This window comes from Paractinoplanes rhizophilus, from assembly GCF_042664765.1.
Taxonomy (GTDB): Bacteria; Actinomycetota; Actinomycetes; order Mycobacteriales; family Micromonosporaceae; genus Actinoplanes; species Actinoplanes rhizophilus.
Window position 1 is genome coordinate 39,086 of sequence record NZ_JBHTBJ010000026.1, and the last position, 15,767, is coordinate 54,852.

Consider the following 15,767-nt stretch of genomic DNA (forward strand, 5'->3'; position numbering starts at 1 on the left):
ACGCCAAGCATGGTTGGCGCGACGCGTTCCTACGAGTTCGCCCGGCGTCTGGTCGAGCGCGGCCACCAGGTCCACATGATCGCTGGCGATCCGGACACCCGCCGGGCCCGGATCAGTACGGAGTCCGGCATCGTGGTGCATTGGCTTCCGGTGCCGTACGACAACACGATGAGCTACCGCAGCCGGCTGTGGTCGTTCCTCGGCTTCGTCTGCCGGTCGGCGATCGTGGCCGGACGCCTGCGGCACGATCTCGTCTTCGCCACCAGCACACCCTTGACGGTGGCGATCCCCGGCGCCTACGCGGCCCGGCGGCGGCGAGTGCCGATGGTGCTCGAGGTACGCGACGTGTGGCCGGAACTGCCGATCGCGGTCGGCGCCCTCCGCTCGCCGGTCACCCGCTGGGCCGCTCACCGGCTCGAGGCGTGGGCCTACCGCCGGGCGGCGCACGTGATCGCGCTCTCCCCCGGCATGGCCGCCAGCATCCGGCGCCGGTTCCCGCGGGTCCCGGTCACTGTCGTGCCCAACAGCTCCGACCGTGCCCTGTTCGCCGGCGCCGACCGGGCCGGCGAGGAGTTGCGCCGGTCCACGCCCTGGCTGCGGGACCGCCCACTGGTCCTGTACGCCGGGTCTCTCGGGCTGGCCAATGGCGTGGACTACCTCGCCCGGATGGCGGCCCGGCTGGCCGACACCGACCCGGACGTGCGGATAGCGATCCTCGGCGACGGGCGGATGCGGAACGAGATCCGAGATCTCGCCACCGGCCTGGGCGTCCTCGACCGGAACTTCTTCATGCTGGGCGCGGTCTCCAAGGCGGAGGTGGTGGCCTTTTTCGGCGCCTGCGACCTGGCGACCTCCATGTTCGTCGACATCCGCGAACTGGGCGACAACTCGCCGAACAAGGTGTTCGACGCCTTCGCCGCCGGCCGGCCGGTCGCCGTCAACCACGGCGGGTGGATCGCCGAGTTGCTCGCCGAGACCGGCGCCGGCCTGGTGCTGCCGCCCGGCGATCCCGAGGCCGCGGCCGGCGCCGTGTCGGCTTTCCTGCGCGACCCCGCCGCGGTGAAGGCCGCCCGGGCGGCGGCGTCCGATCTCGCCCGCGACCGCTTCGATCGGGACGTGCTGTTCCAAGACTTCGAACGAGTGCTGACCGAGGCGGCGGTGCCCGCCGGCCGATCACCTTCCGGTCAGCCTCGCAGGTAGGCCAGGACCGCGCGGACCCGGCGGTGGTCGTCGGCGTCCGGCGGCAGGTCGAGCTTGGTGAGCACGCTGCCGATGTGCTTCGCGACTGCCGCCTCGGTGACGACGAGTCGCCGGGCGATCGCCGTGTTGGACCGCCCCTCGGCCACCAGCCCGAGCACCTCCCGCTCCCGCGTCGTGAGCAGGCTCAGCGGATCCCGACGGCGCCCGAGCAGCTGCCGCACCACCTCCTGGTCGACGACCGTCTGCCCCTCGGCCACCGCGACCAGCGCGTCCACGAAGTCGGCCACGTCCCCGATCCGGTCCTTCAGCAGATACCCGACCCCGGCGCCCGGAGTGGCGTCGTGCTCCCCCGATTCGCGCTTCCCCGTGTCGCGTTTCCTGGCGTCCTGCGTCCCGGCGTCGAGCAGCTCTGCCGCGTAGGCCGGCGCCACGTACTGGCTGAGCACCAGCACCGGAAGCCCCGGATCCGCGGCCCGCAGCTCGATCGCCGCCCGCAGCCCCTCATCGCTGTAGTCCGGCGGCATCCGCACATCGGTCACCACGATGTCCGGCCGGTGCTCGGCGACCGCCGCCCGCAACTCGTCCGCGTCCCCGACCGCCGCCACGACCTCATGCCCGAACCGGCGCAGCATCACCGCGACGCCCTCCCGCACGATGAGCCCGTCCTCGGCGATCACCACCCGCAGTCCGGCCTGCGCCGTCTCCGGCCGTCCCGGGCTCTCCCCCACCATCCTCATGTCAGCACCGACCGCACGTCCGCACCTGAACCTGACCTCATGCCGGCACGCCCCTCACGACGGCACGCCCCCTCATGTCAGTACCGGCATTTCCACGTGCAGGACGGTGGGGCCGCCCGGCGGGCTGGAGAGCGCCACCGTGCCGTCGACCGCCGCCACCCGGTCGGCCAGCCCCACGAGACCCGACCCGCCCGACGGCTCCGCGCCACCCCGCCCGTCGTCGCGGACGTCCAGGATCAGCCGGCCGCCCGAGACCCCGGCCGTCACCGAGGCCCGGCGCGCCCCGCTGTGCTTGGCCACGTTGGTCAGCGCCTCCACCACCACGTAGTAGGCCGTCACCTCGACGATCGACGACAACCGTCCCGGCAGCCGGACGTCGACGTCGACGGGCAGTGGCGCCATCCCCGCGACCTCGGCCACCGCCGCCTCCAGCCCTCGATCGGTCAGCACCTTGGGGTGGACGCCGCGAATCAGCTCGCGCAACTCGGTCAGCGCCTGTTTCGCCAGCTCGTGGGCTTGCGCGACCTGCTCGGCCGCGACCGAGCCGGCGGGCAGCTCCAGACGGGCCAGGCCCAGCTGCATGCTCAGCGCGACGAGTCGCTGCTGGGCTCCGTCGTGCAGGTCGCGCTCGATGCGCCGCCGCTCGAGCTCGAACGCGTCGACCAGCCGGGCCCGCGACTGGGTCACCTCGACCAGCTTGACGCCGGCGTCGTCGAGCCTCGGCGCCAGAATGGCCCGGGCCATCGCCGCGCGGGCGCCCGCCCAGGCGGTCACCGGATAGAACATGATGATCGCCATCGGGATGCCGCTGATCGCCACCGGGATCGTGATGTACAACGGCGAGTCGCGGATGTAGAACGGCCCCGCCAGGAAGTTCAGCGGCAGGAAGACGGCGCCGACCAGGACCAGCGCGTCCATCCAGCAGAGGATCAGCGCGGACAGGGTCGTGTAGCCCAGCTCGCGCCACGTCGCCTGCTCACGCAGGCGGAGCATGACCCACGCCCGCAGTCCCGCTCGCGGCGCCGGCCGGTGCGGGTCGGGCAGCGCGTTGTCGTCGACCAGCCGCATCCGCCACCGCTCCAGCCGCCCGACCGCGACCCCGGAGAGCACGGTGGCGAGATATCCCGCGATGCCGACGACCACCACCGAGAGCACGATGCCGGCTGCCACCAGCACGAGCACCGCGAGGATCGTCGCCAGCCCGATCAGGACCCCGCCGAACAGGTAGGCGAGCGACCGCCAGGGCCAGGCCGACCGGAGAAAGTCTGTCGGCCGCATCGTGAGCGCTTCGAGCGCGTTGCGAACCGGCATGGCCACGACGCTACCGGCCGGCCGCTGCCGCGTCGGTAGTGCTGGATATACCTTCGAACCTCGGCGTCGGCGCGCTTCCGTAAGCTGGCGCGATGTCCCCAGGGTGGTCCCGCCGCTGTGCATCGATCACGGAATCGCGCGCGTTCGAAATCTTCATCGTGCTCACGATCGGCGCCAACGCGGCACTTCTCTGCCTCGAGACATATCCGGACGTGGAGTTGGCCGTTCCGGAGTTGTCCTGGCTCGAACGGCTCTTCCAGGGCATCTTCGTCGTCGAGATCGTGCTGCGGATCCTCGCGTTCGGCCGGCGGCCGCAGGACTTCTTCAAGCACGGCTGGAACGTCTTCGACTTCGTGGTGATCGCCGCCGTGTTCGTCCCCGGCCTGCACGGCGACACCGCCGCGCTGCGCGTCATCCGGATCGCCCGGGTGGTGCGGCTCGTGCGCTTCTCGCCCGGCCTGCGCACCATCGTCACGGCGCTGCTGCGCAGCCTGCCGGGCGTCGGCGGTTTTCTCGCGCTGGCGTTGGTGACCTTTTACGTGTACGGGATGGCAGGCTGGCTCATCTTCGCCGAGTCCGATCCGGAGCACTACGGGACGATCGGGCGCGCCGTGCTGACTCTCTTCGTGCTGCTCTCGCTGGAAACACTGCCCGAACTGATCGGCAGCGGCCTGGAACTGTCGCCGTGGACGCTCGTGTACTACGTCAGCTACGTGATCATCACGGTGAACCTGCTGCTGAACATCCTGATCGCGGTCATCGTGAACTCGATGGAGGAGGCCCGCCGCCTGGAGATGACCGAGAGCCTCGCCACCGACGAGGACCGCGACGGCGTCCCGGACGACATCGACCGCATCATGATCACTCAGCGCCTCGACGACCTCCGCACGATGATCGCCGAGCTCGAACGCGACCTGCGTATCGACCGGAGCAGCACCTGACCGCGCCGCGGGACGGTCCGGCACCGCCCTCAGGGTAGTGCTGGATATACCTGCGATTCTCCATCTGGCTCTACTGTGCCGGAGCCGCCCAGGCGGTTGGCTGGTCAGCATGACAACGGGGCACACAGCGGCGGTCGAGCTCCAGGCCGTCACCAAGAAATACGGCGCCGGCGAGCGCGGGGTCATCGCGCTGCACGAGGTCGAGGTGGCCTTCCCGGCCGGCACCTTCACCGCGGTGATGGGGCCGTCCGGTTCCGGCAAGTCGACGCTGCTGCACTGCGCGGCCGGGCTCGACCGGGCCACCTCGGGCGCCGTTATCATCGACGGCACACCGGTCGCCGGCCTTTCGGAGCGCGCCCTGACGCGGCTGCGCCGGGAGCGCGTCGGCTTCGTCTTCCAGGCGTTCAACCTGATCGCGGCGCTGACCGCCGCGCAGAATGTCGCGTTGCCGCTGCGGCTGGCCGGCCGCAGCCCGGCGCCGGGCGAGGTCGCGGCGACGCTGGCCGAGGTCGGGCTGGCCGACCGGGCCGGCCACCGGCCGAGCGAGATGTCGGGCGGCCAGCAGCAACGCGTGGCCATCGCGCGGGCGCTGGTGACCCGGCCGGCGGTGCTGTTCGCCGACGAGCCGACGGGCGCGCTCGATGCCCGGTCGGGCCGGGAGGTGCTGCGGCTGCTGCGCGCGTCGGTCGATCGGCACGACCAGACCGTCGTGATGGTCACCCACGACCCGTTCGCCGCGGCGCACGCCGACCGGGTGCTGTTCCTGGCGGACGGGCGCCTGGTGGATTCGCTCGATGGTCCGGCCGGCGCACAGGAGATCGCGCTGCGCACGGCCCGGCTCGAGGAGGCACAGCTCGAGCGCCAACAGCCTGAGCCGGCGCGGCCTCAGCAGTCCCGGTTCCCGGGGATGGCGTCGTGAGGATCGCCTGGCAGATGGTGCGGCACCGGTTCGCCGGCTTCGCCGGCACGTTCGTGGCGATCGCGCTCGGCGTGGCGGTGGTGGCCGGCGCGACGACGATCTACCTGTCGTCGCGGCCCGAGGCCCCGGAACGCTACTCGGCCTCCCCGGTCCTCGTGCGCTCGCCTTCGGTGGGCACCAACGATTACGGCGAGCCGGAGTACCGCTCGTGGACGGCGGCCCAGGCGGCCGACCTGACGGCTCGGCTGGGCGCGGTGCCCGGAGTCGTCACCGCCGCCGCCGATCCGGCCTTCTACGTGCAGCGGTTGGCCGGCGGGAAGGCGACGGGCGATCCGGAGGCCGCCCGGATCGACGGGCACGCCTGGTCGTCGGCCGCGCTCGGCGGCTATCGGCTCACCGCGGGCACCGCGCCGCAGAGGCCGGGCGAGGTCGCGATCGCCGGGTCACCACCGGGCAGCCGGATCGAGGTGCTGACCGCCGACGGCCCGGCCAACTGGACCGTGACCGGCACGGTCGGCGGGCCCGGGTTCTACGTCGCCGACGATGTGGCGCTGCGGATGTCGCCCGGCGTGCGCGTGATCGGGCTGACCGTCGGCGGCGACGCGGCCGCCGTCGCCGAGGCGGCGCGGGGCGTGGCCGGCTCGGCCGGTGAGGTGGTGACCGGTGCGGGGCGTGACTCGCTGGAGCCGGTCAGCGTGACCCGGACGCGCTGGCTCGGGGCACAACTGCTGATCGCGCTGGTGGGGCTCGGCGCGTTCGTCGCGGTCTTCGTGGTCGCCTCGACCTGCGCGCTCAGCGCCGCGCAGCGGCGGCGCGAGATCGGCCTGCTGCGAGCGGTGGGTGCGACTCCCGGACAGGTGCGCCGGATGATGTACGCGGAGACGCTCGTCGTCGCGGTCCTGGGCGCGCTCGCCGGGCTCCCGATCGGCGCGCTCACCGCGCCGCTTCTGGCCGGCCCGCTCGTGGACGCCGGGCTGGAGCCCGCCGGCTTCACCGTGACGGCGCAGCCGCTCGCGCTGGCCGCGGCGTTCGCGCTCGGCATGGTCGTGGCACTGGGCGGCGTGTGGGTCGCGGCGCGGCGGGCGAGCCGGGCGCCGGCGCTGGACGCACTGCGTGAGGCGGCGATCGAGCGCCGGGCGATGACGCCGGCGCGGTGGATCGTGGGCGCCGGCTCGGCAGCCGGCGGCGTGCTGTTGCTGTCCTTCCTGCCGCGGATGGATGTCAGCGTGCAGTCCGACGCCGGCATGGGCGCGGCGATGCTCCTGCTGACCGCCGCCGCGTTGCTCGCGCCGGTGGTGATCGTGCCGCTGGTGCGGCTTGTCACCTGGCCGTGGCGGAGCGCGGCGATCGGCATGCTGGTGCGGGAGGGCACGCTGGTCGCGGTTCGGCGGGTCGCGTCGACGTCCGCGCCGGTCCTGCTGACCGTGGGATTCACGGTTCTGCTCACCGGCACGATCGCCACGATCGAGGACCTCGCGGGTGCCGACGAGGCCGCCAAGCTTCCGGCCGCCACGGTGGTCGCGCCGGACGGCACGCCGGGCCTGAGCGACGCCGCCGTACGGGCCCAGTCCGGCACCTCCCGCCTGCCCACCCGCGTGCTGATCGCCCACGGCGGCGCCACGACCGGCTACGACGCCGCCGGCGTCCCCGCCGCGGAGTTCGCCGAGGCCGCCGGCATCCCGGCCACCGACTCCGCCGACTCCGCCGACACCGCCGGCACCGGCTCCCGTGACACCGCCAGCACCCAAGCCACCGAGACCACCGGCGCCTCCGCCCCCAACTCCCCCGGCGCCCCGGCGTCCGACTCTGCGGAGGCCGGCGGGCCGGGTTCGCCGACGGGGAACGCGACCGCGGGAGGCACGACGGCCGGCGACGGAAGCGCGGCGGCGAGCGGGCTCGTGCTCGATCCGGCGGCGGCCAGGATGCTGGGCGCGGTCGAAGGCAGCGTCGTGGCGCTGCGGTGGGCGGACGGGACGGCCGAGCGGGTCCGGGTGGCCGCGGTCGCCGACGCGGACCCTGGGCTGCTGCTCCCCCGCGAGGCGGTGCGGCGGCACGATCCGGCGGCACTGACCGACGCCGTCCTGCTCAGCGGGCCATCGGTGGCCGCGGTGGGGGCGCGGGCGATGCCGGTGCGGGAGTACGTGCAGATCTCCATCGACGAGGAGGGCGACCTGGTCGACCTGTTCCTGGCCGTGCTGATCAGCCTGACCGTCGGCTACACGGGTCTCGCGGTGGCGAACACCCTGCTGATGGCGACGGCGGCGCGCCGGCCCGAGTTCCGGGCTCTGCGGCTGGCCGGCGCGACCACCGGGCAGGTCCTGCGGGTCGTCTCGGCCGAGGCGGTGCTCGCGGTCGTGGTGGGCACGGCGCTCGGCGGGCTGGTCGCCGGGGTCTGCCTCGGCGGTGTCCGGGCCGCGGCCGAAGCCGAGCTGTCCCGGCCGGTGCCGCTGGTCGTCCCGTGGGGCGCCGCCGCCACGGTGACCGCGGCTTGTGCGCTGGTGGCCCTGGCGGCCACCGCGGGCCCGGTGCTCCGCCACCGGGCCGCCGCGGCCGGAGGCGCATCGTGAACACGCGGAAGAGGTGGATCATGAAACAAGGGCGGAACGGAGGGTTCATCATCTCGGCGGGGCGTGCTCGAATGAGACCCAGGCCACACCGCCGATACGAAGGGGACCGCCCGCATGCTCAACCTCTCCGTCCTGCTGGAGGACAGCGCCCGCAACTACCCGGAGCGCGCCGCGGTCGTGCTGGGCGACCAGCGCCTGACCTACGCCCAGGTGGACGCGGCGGCCAACCAGGTCGCCAACCTGCTGGTGGAGCGGGGCATCCGGCCCGGCGACAAGGTCGCGCTCTCGTGCCCGAACCTGCCGTACTTCCCGGTGGTCTACTACGGGATCCTGAAGGCGGGCGCGGTGGTCGTCCCGCTGAACGTGCTGCTCAAAGGGCGGGAGATCGCCTACCACCTCGGCGACTCCCAGGCGAAGGCCTACTTCTGCTTCCAGGGGACGGCCGAGCTGCCGATGGGCGCCGAGGGCCACGCCGGGTTCGGCCAGGCCGAGGGGTGCGAGCAGTTCTTCCTGATCACGGCCGACCCGGCCGCGCCGTCACCGATCGAGGGGACCGAGACGCTCGGGGCCGCGCTGGCCGGCAAGTCGCCGAAGTTCGAGGCCGTGCTGCTGCCGGAGACCGACCCGGCCGTCATCCTGTACACGAGCGGGACCACCGGGCAGGCCAAGGGCGCCGAGCTCTCCCACTCCAACCTCATCCTCAACGCGCTGACCTGCAACCGCCTGTTCGGCAGCGTGCCCGGCACCGACACGCACCTGCTCGTGCTGCCGCTGTTCCACTCGTTCGGCTCGACCGTGAACATGAACGCGGGATTCTCGACGGCGGCGACGCTGGTGCTGCTGCCCCGGTTCGACGCTCCGGCGGCGGTGAAGCTGCTGGAGAAGGAGGACGTGACCTTCTTCGCGGGCGTTCCGACGATGTACTGGGGGCTGCTCAACGCGCTGACCGACGAGGTGGACGTCGCGCGGATCGCCCGCAACATGCGGGTGGCCGTGGCCGGCGGGTCCAGCCTGCCGGTGGAGATCATCAAGGAGGTCAAGCAGCGGTTCGGGGTGACGATCCTCGAGGGGTACGGGCTGAGCGAGACCTCGCCGGTCGCGACGTTCAGCGACCCCGACAGCGATCCGCGGCCCGGGTCGATCGGCATCCCGATCTGGGGCGTCGAGGTGAAGCTGATCGACGAGTCGTGGAACACGATCGAGGGCACCGACGAGATCGGCGAGATCGCGATCCGCGGCCACAACATCATGCGCGGCTACTACAACCGTCCCGAGGCGACCGCCGAGGTGATGCGGGACGGGTGGTTCCGCAGCGGCGACCTGGGCCGGCGCGACAAGGACGGCTTCTACTACATCGTCGACCGGGCCAAGGACATGATCATCCGGGGTGGCTTCAACGTCTATCCGCGGGAGATCGAGGAGGTGCTGATGACGCACGAGGCGATCTCGCTCGCGGCGGTCATCGGCGTGCCGCATCCGAGTCACGGCGAGGAGGTCAAGGCGTTCGTCATCCTCAAGGACGGCGCGACGGTCACCGAGGACGAGCTGATCGCCTGGGCCAAGGAGCAGATGGCGGCGTACAAGTACCCGCGCATCGTCGCGATCGTCGAGTCGCTGCCGATGACCGCCACGGGCAAACTGCTCAAGCGCGCCCTGAGCTGACGCCCACGCCCGGCGGCGGGCGTGCAAGCGCGCCGGCCCGCAGCTCAACGCCCGGCCGCGGCCCAGACAACACGGGCAGCGGCAGCGGGCAGTCCCGGGCACGCATGCTCGCGCAGGCGGGCAGCGCGGGCCCGCAGCCCCACGCTCGACGAGGAGCACGGGCAGCGGGCACAGCACGGGCGGCTTGGGCAGCGGAGGCGCGGGCGGCGCCGGCAGCACGGGCGGCTTGGGCAGCCGGGCGCGCGGGCAGCGCGGGCAACACGCTCTGCGGAGTCCCGGCAGCGCGGGCAACGCCGGCAACGTGGTCGGGGAAGTCCGGGCTGCACGGGCTGCACGGGCAACACCTCGGCGGGAGTCCGGGCTGCGCCGGGCGAACGGCCGATCCGGCGGCCGGTGCGCGCCCGGCGGGGGACCCCGCCGGGGGCCGCTCGTCCGTAGACTCTTGCTCTCACCTCGGGGTGGCGGCGCCGGGGCGAGCAACTCAGGCCGGGCCGGTGGCGGGGGCGCGTACCGGGCCGGGTTGAATGATCACTTGCGTGGATACCGCACAGTTGGACGCGCGGTGACACGGCCCGACGGAGGAAGCTTGAGCACAGCCTTGGTGGCCCGGCCAGCGCCGGGCGCGCGCATACCGGCAGGACCCGCCGGACCGGCGGGCGGCGTGCCCGCGCCGCGGCGACGACGAGGGCTTCTGCGGCGCCTGGGCGGCCTGCGGCACACGTCGCCGGGGCGGCTGAAGCTCCTGCTCGGCGCCCTGCTGACCCTCGGTTTGCTCACCGGTCTGGTCGCGGGCCTCACCGGCAACGCCGCCGCGGGCGGCACCAGCGATCTGGGCAGCCGGGCGCAGCCGCTGCTCGTCGAGGCGGAGACCATCTACTCGGCGCTGGCCGACGCCGACACCACGGCCGCGCAGGCGTTCCTGGCCGGCGGGCTCGAGCCGGCCGAGCTGACCCGGCGCTACAACGACGATCTGGAGCGCGCCACCACGGCGATCGCCTCGGCCGCCCGGCGCACGCCGGAGGGCAGCGCGGCCGCCGCCGCGGTGGGCACGCTGTCCGCGGGCGTCGCCAAGTACGCGGCTCTGGTCGCCACCGCCCGGGCGGACAACCGGCAGGGCCTGCCCATCGGCGCGTCCTATTTGTCCGCCGCGTCGCAGCTCAACCGGGACACGCTCCTCCCCCAGGCGCAGAACCTCTTCCGCATCGCCCAGGACGAGGTCCGCGCCGGCTACTCCAGCGCCTCCAGCACGGGCTGGGTGCTGCTGCTGGTGGTCCTGGTCCTCGCGCTGCTGGTCGTCCTGGTGCTGGGCCAGCGCTACCTGAGCCGCGCCACGCACCGCACGTTCAACGTGCCGCTGGTCGCCGCGACCGTGCTCACCGTGGTCCTCGCGATCGGCGCGCAGATCGTGCTGACCGGGCAGCACGCGCACCTGAACCGGGCCGAGGACAACGGCTCGACCCCGGTCGCGACACTGGCCGAGGCGCGCATCCTGGCGTTGCGCGAACGCGGCGACGAGGCGCTCACCCTGGCGGCGCGCGGCAGCGGCGGCACGTACACCGAGGACTTCGCCCAGTCGTCCGCCCGGCTCGACGGCATTCTCGGCCGCGAGCGGTCCACGGCCTACCTGCGCGACGAGCACCAGGCCTACCTCGCGGCACACCGGAAGGTGCGCGCGCTCGACGACAACGGCGACTACGACCGCGCGGTGAAGCTGGCCGTCGGGCCGGAGACCACGGGGGCGTTCCAGACGTTCCTGGCCGGGCTCAACACCGAGATCAACGTGCACAAGCTCCATTTCACCCGGGAGATCAACGCGGCGGGACGCGGCCTCGGGCTGCTGACCGTGTTCGGCCCGCTGCTCGCGCTGGTGATCTGCGCGCTGGCGTTCATGGGCATCCGCGCCCGGCTCGAGGAGTACCGATGACACGTACGCGAATGGGGCTCGCTGTCGTCGCGACCGGCGCCATCCTGCTCGCCCTCGCCGGGTGTTCCGGCGACTCGTCGCCGCTGCCCTCGGCCGCCGGGCGGGCCACCACCACGACGCCGCCGCCGGAGCAGGCGCCCGGGAAAGCCGCGGCGCCCGACAAGTCGTGCAATCCGCGCGCCAGCCTCAAGCCCACCGGCGCGCTCCCGGAGCCGGGGCACATGCCGGCCGGCACCTACATGGCCGAGATCCAGAAGCGGGGCCGGCTCATTCTCGGCACCAGCCAGGACACGCTGCTGTTCAGCTCGCGCAACCCGTTCACCGGCAAGGTGGAGGGCTTCGACGTGGACATGGGCCGGCAGATCGCCGAGGCGATCTTCGGCAACCCCGACAAGATCCAGATCAAGGTCATCGGGTACGACAAGCGGGTCAGCTCCGCCGCCGACGGCAGCGTGGACATCGTCGCCGACACGATGACGGCGAACTGCGAGCGGTGGAAGGACGTCAACTTCTCCACCATCTACTACGAGGCGGGCCAGAAGGTCCTGGTGTCCAGCGACTCCACCGCCAAGGGCATGGCCGACCTCGGCGGCAAGCGGGTCTGCGCCGCGTCCGGCTCGACCTCCTACGACAACATCGCCAAGGCCCCGAGCAAGCCGATCGCGGTGGCGCGGGCGGCGTTCGGCGACTGCCTGGTCGCGTTCCAGCAGAACGAGGTCGACGCGATCTCCACCGACGACACCATCCTGGCCGGGATGGCGGCGCAGGACCCGTACGCGAAGGTGGTCGGCGCCAAGTTCACCGAGGAGCCGTACGGGATGGCGATGTCGCAACAGCATCCCGAGTTCACCCGGTTCGTCAACGCGGTGCTGGCGAAGAACCGGGCCGACGGGACCTGGACCGAGACGTACAAGCGGTGGCTGGGCGCGTTCGGCCCGGCGCCGACTCCGCCCGCCGCCGAGTACCGATGACCGCACCGTCGATCGCGCCGGCCGACGCCGAGCTGCTCCGCCTCGAGACGGCGATGACCGCCATCGCGTCCAACCTGGTGGACCTCGACGACAACCCGGCCCGCAAGGATCTCGACAAGACCAAGCTGACCGGCAAGACGGCCGAGGCCTGGGCGGACGCCACCGACGCGCTGACCCAGCTCTGGGACGGCTACCGCATGCTGACCGACCTGATCGCGCAGGCCCGCTCGCTGCGCGACCAGCGCAAGCTCAGCGACGCCGACCGGGCCGCGTTCGTGCACCGGGTGCTCGGCAAGTCGATCACGCTGTCCACCACCACCGTGCCGCTCGCCCAGCGCGGGCTGCTCGGCGCCGGCCAGGTGCACACCACCTGCACGCCGGCCGAGCTGCTGTCGGCGATGGAGGCCGCGTTCCACACCGCGGTGTCGGTCGCGACCCGGGCGGGCGAGGTGTGGCAGCGGCTGCTCCCGGCGGCCGCCGACGCCACCGCGTCCGTCGACAACGTGCGCGTGCTGATCCGGTTGCACGGCGGCAACCAGACGACGATCGACGAGGCCGACCGGCGCCTGGGCCGGTTCACCGCGGCGCTGGCCACCGATCCGCTGGGCGTCGACGAGCGCGAGCTGACCGCCGTACGCGATCTGGTCGCCCGGGCCGACGCGGAGCGCACGTCGGCCGCCGAGCTGAAGGAAACGCTCACCCAGCGCCTCGCCGACGCGCATGCCCTGGCCGGCGAGCTGGCCGAGGCCCAGGGGGCCGCGGACGCCGCGGGCGAGAAGGCCGCGGACCGGTTCCGGGAGCAGGACATCATCCGGGTACGCGGCGGCGACCTGCGCCCGGATCTCGCGGCGGTCGACGCGCTCGCCGCCGCCGGGCAGTGGGCGCTGATCAGCCCGCGCCTCGCCGACTGGGCCCGGCGCGCGCGGGAGAGGCTGGCCGCGCTGCGGCACGCCACCGCGCACAACGACGGCCTGCTCGTCACCCGCAACGAGCTGCGCGGGCGGCTCGACGCCTACCGGGCCAAAGCGCTGCGCCGCGGGCTCGGCGAGGACGCGCAGCTGACGCCGCTCGCCGACGCGGCACACGCGGCGCTGTACACGGCGCCGTGCGATCTCGACGCGGCCCGCGTGGCCGTCAACGCCTACCAGGACGCGCTCACCGGCACGATCGCGAGGGACGGACGATGAAGTGCGAACGCAACTGCCCCGGCACGATCGAGGACGGCTACTGCGACACCTGCGGGATGGCGCCGGCCGCCGGCGCGCGGGCGGCCGCGGCCGGCGGTAACGGGGCCGGCGGCACCGCGACCGGCAACGGCGCGGGCGGCACCGGGGCGGGCGGCACCGGGGCGGGCGGCACCGGGACCGGCAACGGCGCGGGCGGCACCGGGGCGGGCGGCACCGGGACCGGCGCGGGCACCATCCCGAGGCAGCGCACCGGGGGCACGTCGCCGTCCTCCCGGACCGGGGCGCTGTCGACGCGTACCGGATCGAGCGGCCGCACCGGCAGCTCCCGCACCGGATCGCGGCGCCGCCGCTTCGGCGGCGGCCTGGTCGACGTCGCCCCGATCGTGCAGGCCGACCCGGCCACCGCCGTGATGTCCAGCGCCGAGGTGCCCGAGGAGAAGCGGTACTGCGCGAAGTGCGGCAATCCGGTCGGGCGCTCCCGGGGCGAGCGCGCCGGACGCGCCTCCGGCTTCTGCCCGTCGTGCGGCGAGCCGTTCAACTTCACCCCGAAGCTGGTCAAGGGCGACCTGGTCGGCGGGCAGTACGAGGTGGTCGGCGCGCTCGCGCACGGCGGCCTCGGCTGGATCTACCTGGCCGTCGACAAGAACGTCTCGGACCGCTGGGTCGTGCTCAAGGGCCTGCTCAACTCCGGCGACGAGGACGCTCTGGCCGCCGCGGTGGCCGAGCAGCGCTTCCTGGCCGAGGTCGAGCACCCGAACATCGTCAAGATCTACAACTTCGTCGAGCACGACGGCGCCGGCTACATCGTGATGGAGTACGTCGGCGGCCAGTCGCTCAAGGACATGCTCAAGAAGCGCCGCGCGGCCAACGGCGGCAACGCCGACCCGATACCGGTCGACCAGGCGCTCGCGTTCGTCCTGGAGATCATGCCGGCGTTCGCGTACCTGCACGACCGCGGCCTGATCTTCTGCGACTTCAAGCCGGACAACGTGATCCAGTCCGGCGACCACATGAAGCTCATCGACCTCGGCGGTGTCGTGCACGTCGACGACATGGACGCCGCGATCTACGGCACGGTCGGATATCAGGCGCCCGAGATGGCCACCGACGGCCCGTCCGTCGCCTCGGACCTTTACACCATCGGGCGTACGCTCGCGGTGCTCACCACCGATTTCCGCGGTTACCAGAGCACGTTCTCCGACAGCCTGCCCGACCGCGGCGAGTTCGCCGTCTACCAGCAGCACGAGTCGTTCTACCGGCTGCTGCTGCGGGCCACCCGCACCGACCCGGCCGAGCGCTTCGTCGACGCCGACGAGATGAGCGGCCAGATGCTCGGCGTGCTGCGCCAGATCCTCGCGGCCCGCGGCGAGCCCCGGCCGGCGCCGTCCCGGCTGTTCACCGGCGAGCTGCGCACCGACCTCAAGTCCGACGTCCCGCGCTGGCAGGACCTGCCCAGCCCGATGATCGACCTGACCGATCCGGCCGCGCCGTTCCTGGCCTCGGTCACCGTCACCGAGCCGGCCAAGGTGCTGACCGTGCTGGCCAGCGCTCCGGAGAACACCATCGAGGTGCGGCTGCGGGCCTTGCGCGCGCACATCGACCTGGGTGGCGACTTCAAGAGAGCACGCGCGGCGCGCGACGCGCTGGTCGCCAGCGACGGCGCGGACTGGCGGGTGGCCTGGTACGACGGTCTGCTCGCGCTGGCGACGGAGCAGTTCGAGTACGCCCGGCAGCGGTTCGACGCCGTGTACTCGGCGCTGCCCGGGGAGCTCGCGCCGCAGCTGGCGCTGGGCCTCGCGCTGGAGCTGGCCGGCGACCCGGCGGCGGCCGGCTACTACGACGTGGTGAGCCGCACCGATCCGGCGTACACGACGGCGGCGTCCGGGCTCGCGCGGTGCCGGCTCGGCGCCGGCGACCGCAGCGGGGCGGTCGAGGCCTACAACCGGGTGCCGGGCACGTCGTCGGCGTACCGCAGCTCGCAGGTCGGTGCGGTGCGGGCGCTGGTGCGGGCGCATCCGTCGGCGGCGGCCGACGTCACCTCGCTGTCCGCGGCGGCCGCGCTGATCGAGCGGCTCGAGATCGAGGCCGCCCAGCTGGCCGCGCTCCGGGCCGAGCTGCTGGAGCAGGCGCTGCGCACGGTCACCGGGGGCGGGGCGCTGCCCGCCGCGGTGCTCGGATCGACCCGCACGGGCAAGGTCCGGGAACGGGACATCCGGTTCGCGCTCGAGCAGGCGTACCGGGAGATGGCCCAGGCGGCCCACGGCCCCGAGAAGATCCGGCTGGTGGATCTCGCGAACGCGTCCCGCCCGCGGACCCGGACATGAGGGGCGCGGCTCGCGACATGACGG

General features: G+C 73.3%; 11 protein-coding genes. 9 read left to right on the forward strand and 2 right to left on the reverse strand.

Translation table 11 applies throughout. The features are described 5' to 3' along the window. Positions 1–9 precede the first annotated feature (9 nt). Positions 10–1,200 carry a glycosyltransferase family 4 protein gene (locus tag ACFQS1_RS27860; RefSeq protein WP_378973900.1) on the forward strand — a complete coding sequence of 397 codons (1,191 nt, stop codon included), beginning with the start codon at positions 10–12 and terminating at the stop codon, positions 1,198–1,200. Here the strand turns inward: ACFQS1_RS27860 and ACFQS1_RS27865 are convergent. Beyond that, positions 1,185–1,937: a response regulator gene (locus tag ACFQS1_RS27865; RefSeq protein WP_378973902.1), complete on the reverse strand. Its 753-nt coding sequence runs from the start codon at positions 1,935–1,937 to the stop codon at positions 1,185–1,187. The two genes, ACFQS1_RS27860 and ACFQS1_RS27865, sit on opposite strands and share 16 nt — an antisense overlap. 72 nt (positions 1,938–2,009) lie before the next feature. After that, entirely contained in the window at positions 2,010–3,248 is a 1,239-nt protein-coding gene (locus tag ACFQS1_RS27870) for a sensor histidine kinase (RefSeq protein ID WP_378973904.1), read from the reverse strand. 92 nt (positions 3,249–3,340) lie between these two features. Between ACFQS1_RS27870 and ACFQS1_RS27875 the strand changes: the two genes are divergently transcribed. From ACFQS1_RS27875 to ACFQS1_RS27910, 8 genes are all read left to right on the forward strand, one after another. Continuing rightward, positions 3,341–4,189 (forward strand): ion transporter, encoded by an 849-nt coding sequence (locus tag ACFQS1_RS27875; RefSeq protein WP_378973907.1) that lies wholly within the window; start codon positions 3,341–3,343, stop codon positions 4,187–4,189. A gap of 109 nt (positions 4,190–4,298) precedes the next feature. Beyond that, complete coding sequence (locus tag ACFQS1_RS27880) at positions 4,299–5,108, forward strand: ABC transporter ATP-binding protein (RefSeq protein ID WP_378973909.1); 810 nt, start codon at positions 4,299–4,301, stop codon at positions 5,106–5,108. Continuing rightward, complete coding sequence (locus ACFQS1_RS27885; RefSeq protein WP_378973912.1) at positions 5,105–7,675, forward strand: FtsX-like permease family protein; 2,571 nt, start codon at positions 5,105–5,107, stop codon at positions 7,673–7,675. Before ACFQS1_RS27880 ends, ACFQS1_RS27885 begins: the two co-directional genes overlap by 4 nt. A gap of 114 nt (positions 7,676–7,789) precedes the next feature. Further along, on the forward strand, positions 7,790–9,337 hold the full coding sequence (locus ACFQS1_RS27890) for a long-chain-fatty-acid--CoA ligase (protein WP_378973914.1): 1,548 nt from the start codon (positions 7,790–7,792) through the stop codon (positions 9,335–9,337). A gap of 586 nt (positions 9,338–9,923) precedes the next feature. Beyond that, entirely contained in the window at positions 9,924–11,261 is a 1,338-nt protein-coding gene (locus ACFQS1_RS27895) for a hypothetical protein (protein WP_378973917.1), read from the forward strand. Beyond that, positions 11,258–12,232, forward strand: a complete 975-nt coding sequence (locus tag ACFQS1_RS27900) for a glutamate ABC transporter substrate-binding protein (protein ID WP_378973919.1) — start codon at positions 11,258–11,260, stop codon at positions 12,230–12,232. The genes ACFQS1_RS27895 and ACFQS1_RS27900 overlap by 4 nt, the downstream gene beginning before the upstream one ends. After that, complete coding sequence (locus tag ACFQS1_RS27905) at positions 12,229–13,419, forward strand: hypothetical protein (RefSeq protein WP_378973922.1); 1,191 nt, start codon at positions 12,229–12,231, stop codon at positions 13,417–13,419. The genes ACFQS1_RS27900 and ACFQS1_RS27905 overlap by 4 nt, the downstream gene beginning before the upstream one ends. After that, positions 13,416–15,743, forward strand: coding sequence for a serine/threonine-protein kinase (locus ACFQS1_RS27910; protein ID WP_378973924.1), 2,328 nt, complete (start codon positions 13,416–13,418; stop codon positions 15,741–15,743). The genes ACFQS1_RS27905 and ACFQS1_RS27910 overlap by 4 nt, the downstream gene beginning before the upstream one ends. The last annotated feature ends 24 nt before the right edge of the window (positions 15,744–15,767 follow it).

What these genes read in the sequence shown, in the direction of transcription:
- ACFQS1_RS27860 (WP_378973900.1), top strand. Translation starts at nt 10, where the DNA reads ATGGTTGGCGCGACGCGTTCCTACGAGTTCGCCCGGCGTCTGGTCGAG.
- ACFQS1_RS27865 (WP_378973902.1), bottom strand. Translation starts at nt 1,937, where the DNA reads ATGAGGATGGTGGGGGAGAGCCCGGGACGGCCGGAGACGGCGCAGGCC.
- ACFQS1_RS27870 (WP_378973904.1), bottom strand. Translation starts at nt 3,248, where the DNA reads ATGCCGGTTCGCAACGCGCTCGAAGCGCTCACGATGCGGCCGACAGAC.
- ACFQS1_RS27875 (WP_378973907.1), top strand. Translation starts at nt 3,341, where the DNA reads ATGTCCCCAGGGTGGTCCCGCCGCTGTGCATCGATCACGGAATCGCGC.
- ACFQS1_RS27880 (WP_378973909.1), top strand. Translation starts at nt 4,299, where the DNA reads ATGACAACGGGGCACACAGCGGCGGTCGAGCTCCAGGCCGTCACCAAG.
- ACFQS1_RS27890 (WP_378973914.1), top strand. Translation starts at nt 7,790, where the DNA reads ATGCTCAACCTCTCCGTCCTGCTGGAGGACAGCGCCCGCAACTACCCG.
- ACFQS1_RS27900 (WP_378973919.1), top strand. Translation starts at nt 11,258, where the DNA reads ATGACACGTACGCGAATGGGGCTCGCTGTCGTCGCGACCGGCGCCATC.
- ACFQS1_RS27905 (WP_378973922.1), top strand. Translation starts at nt 12,229, where the DNA reads ATGACCGCACCGTCGATCGCGCCGGCCGACGCCGAGCTGCTCCGCCTC.
- ACFQS1_RS27910 (WP_378973924.1), top strand. Translation starts at nt 13,416, where the DNA reads ATGAAGTGCGAACGCAACTGCCCCGGCACGATCGAGGACGGCTACTGC.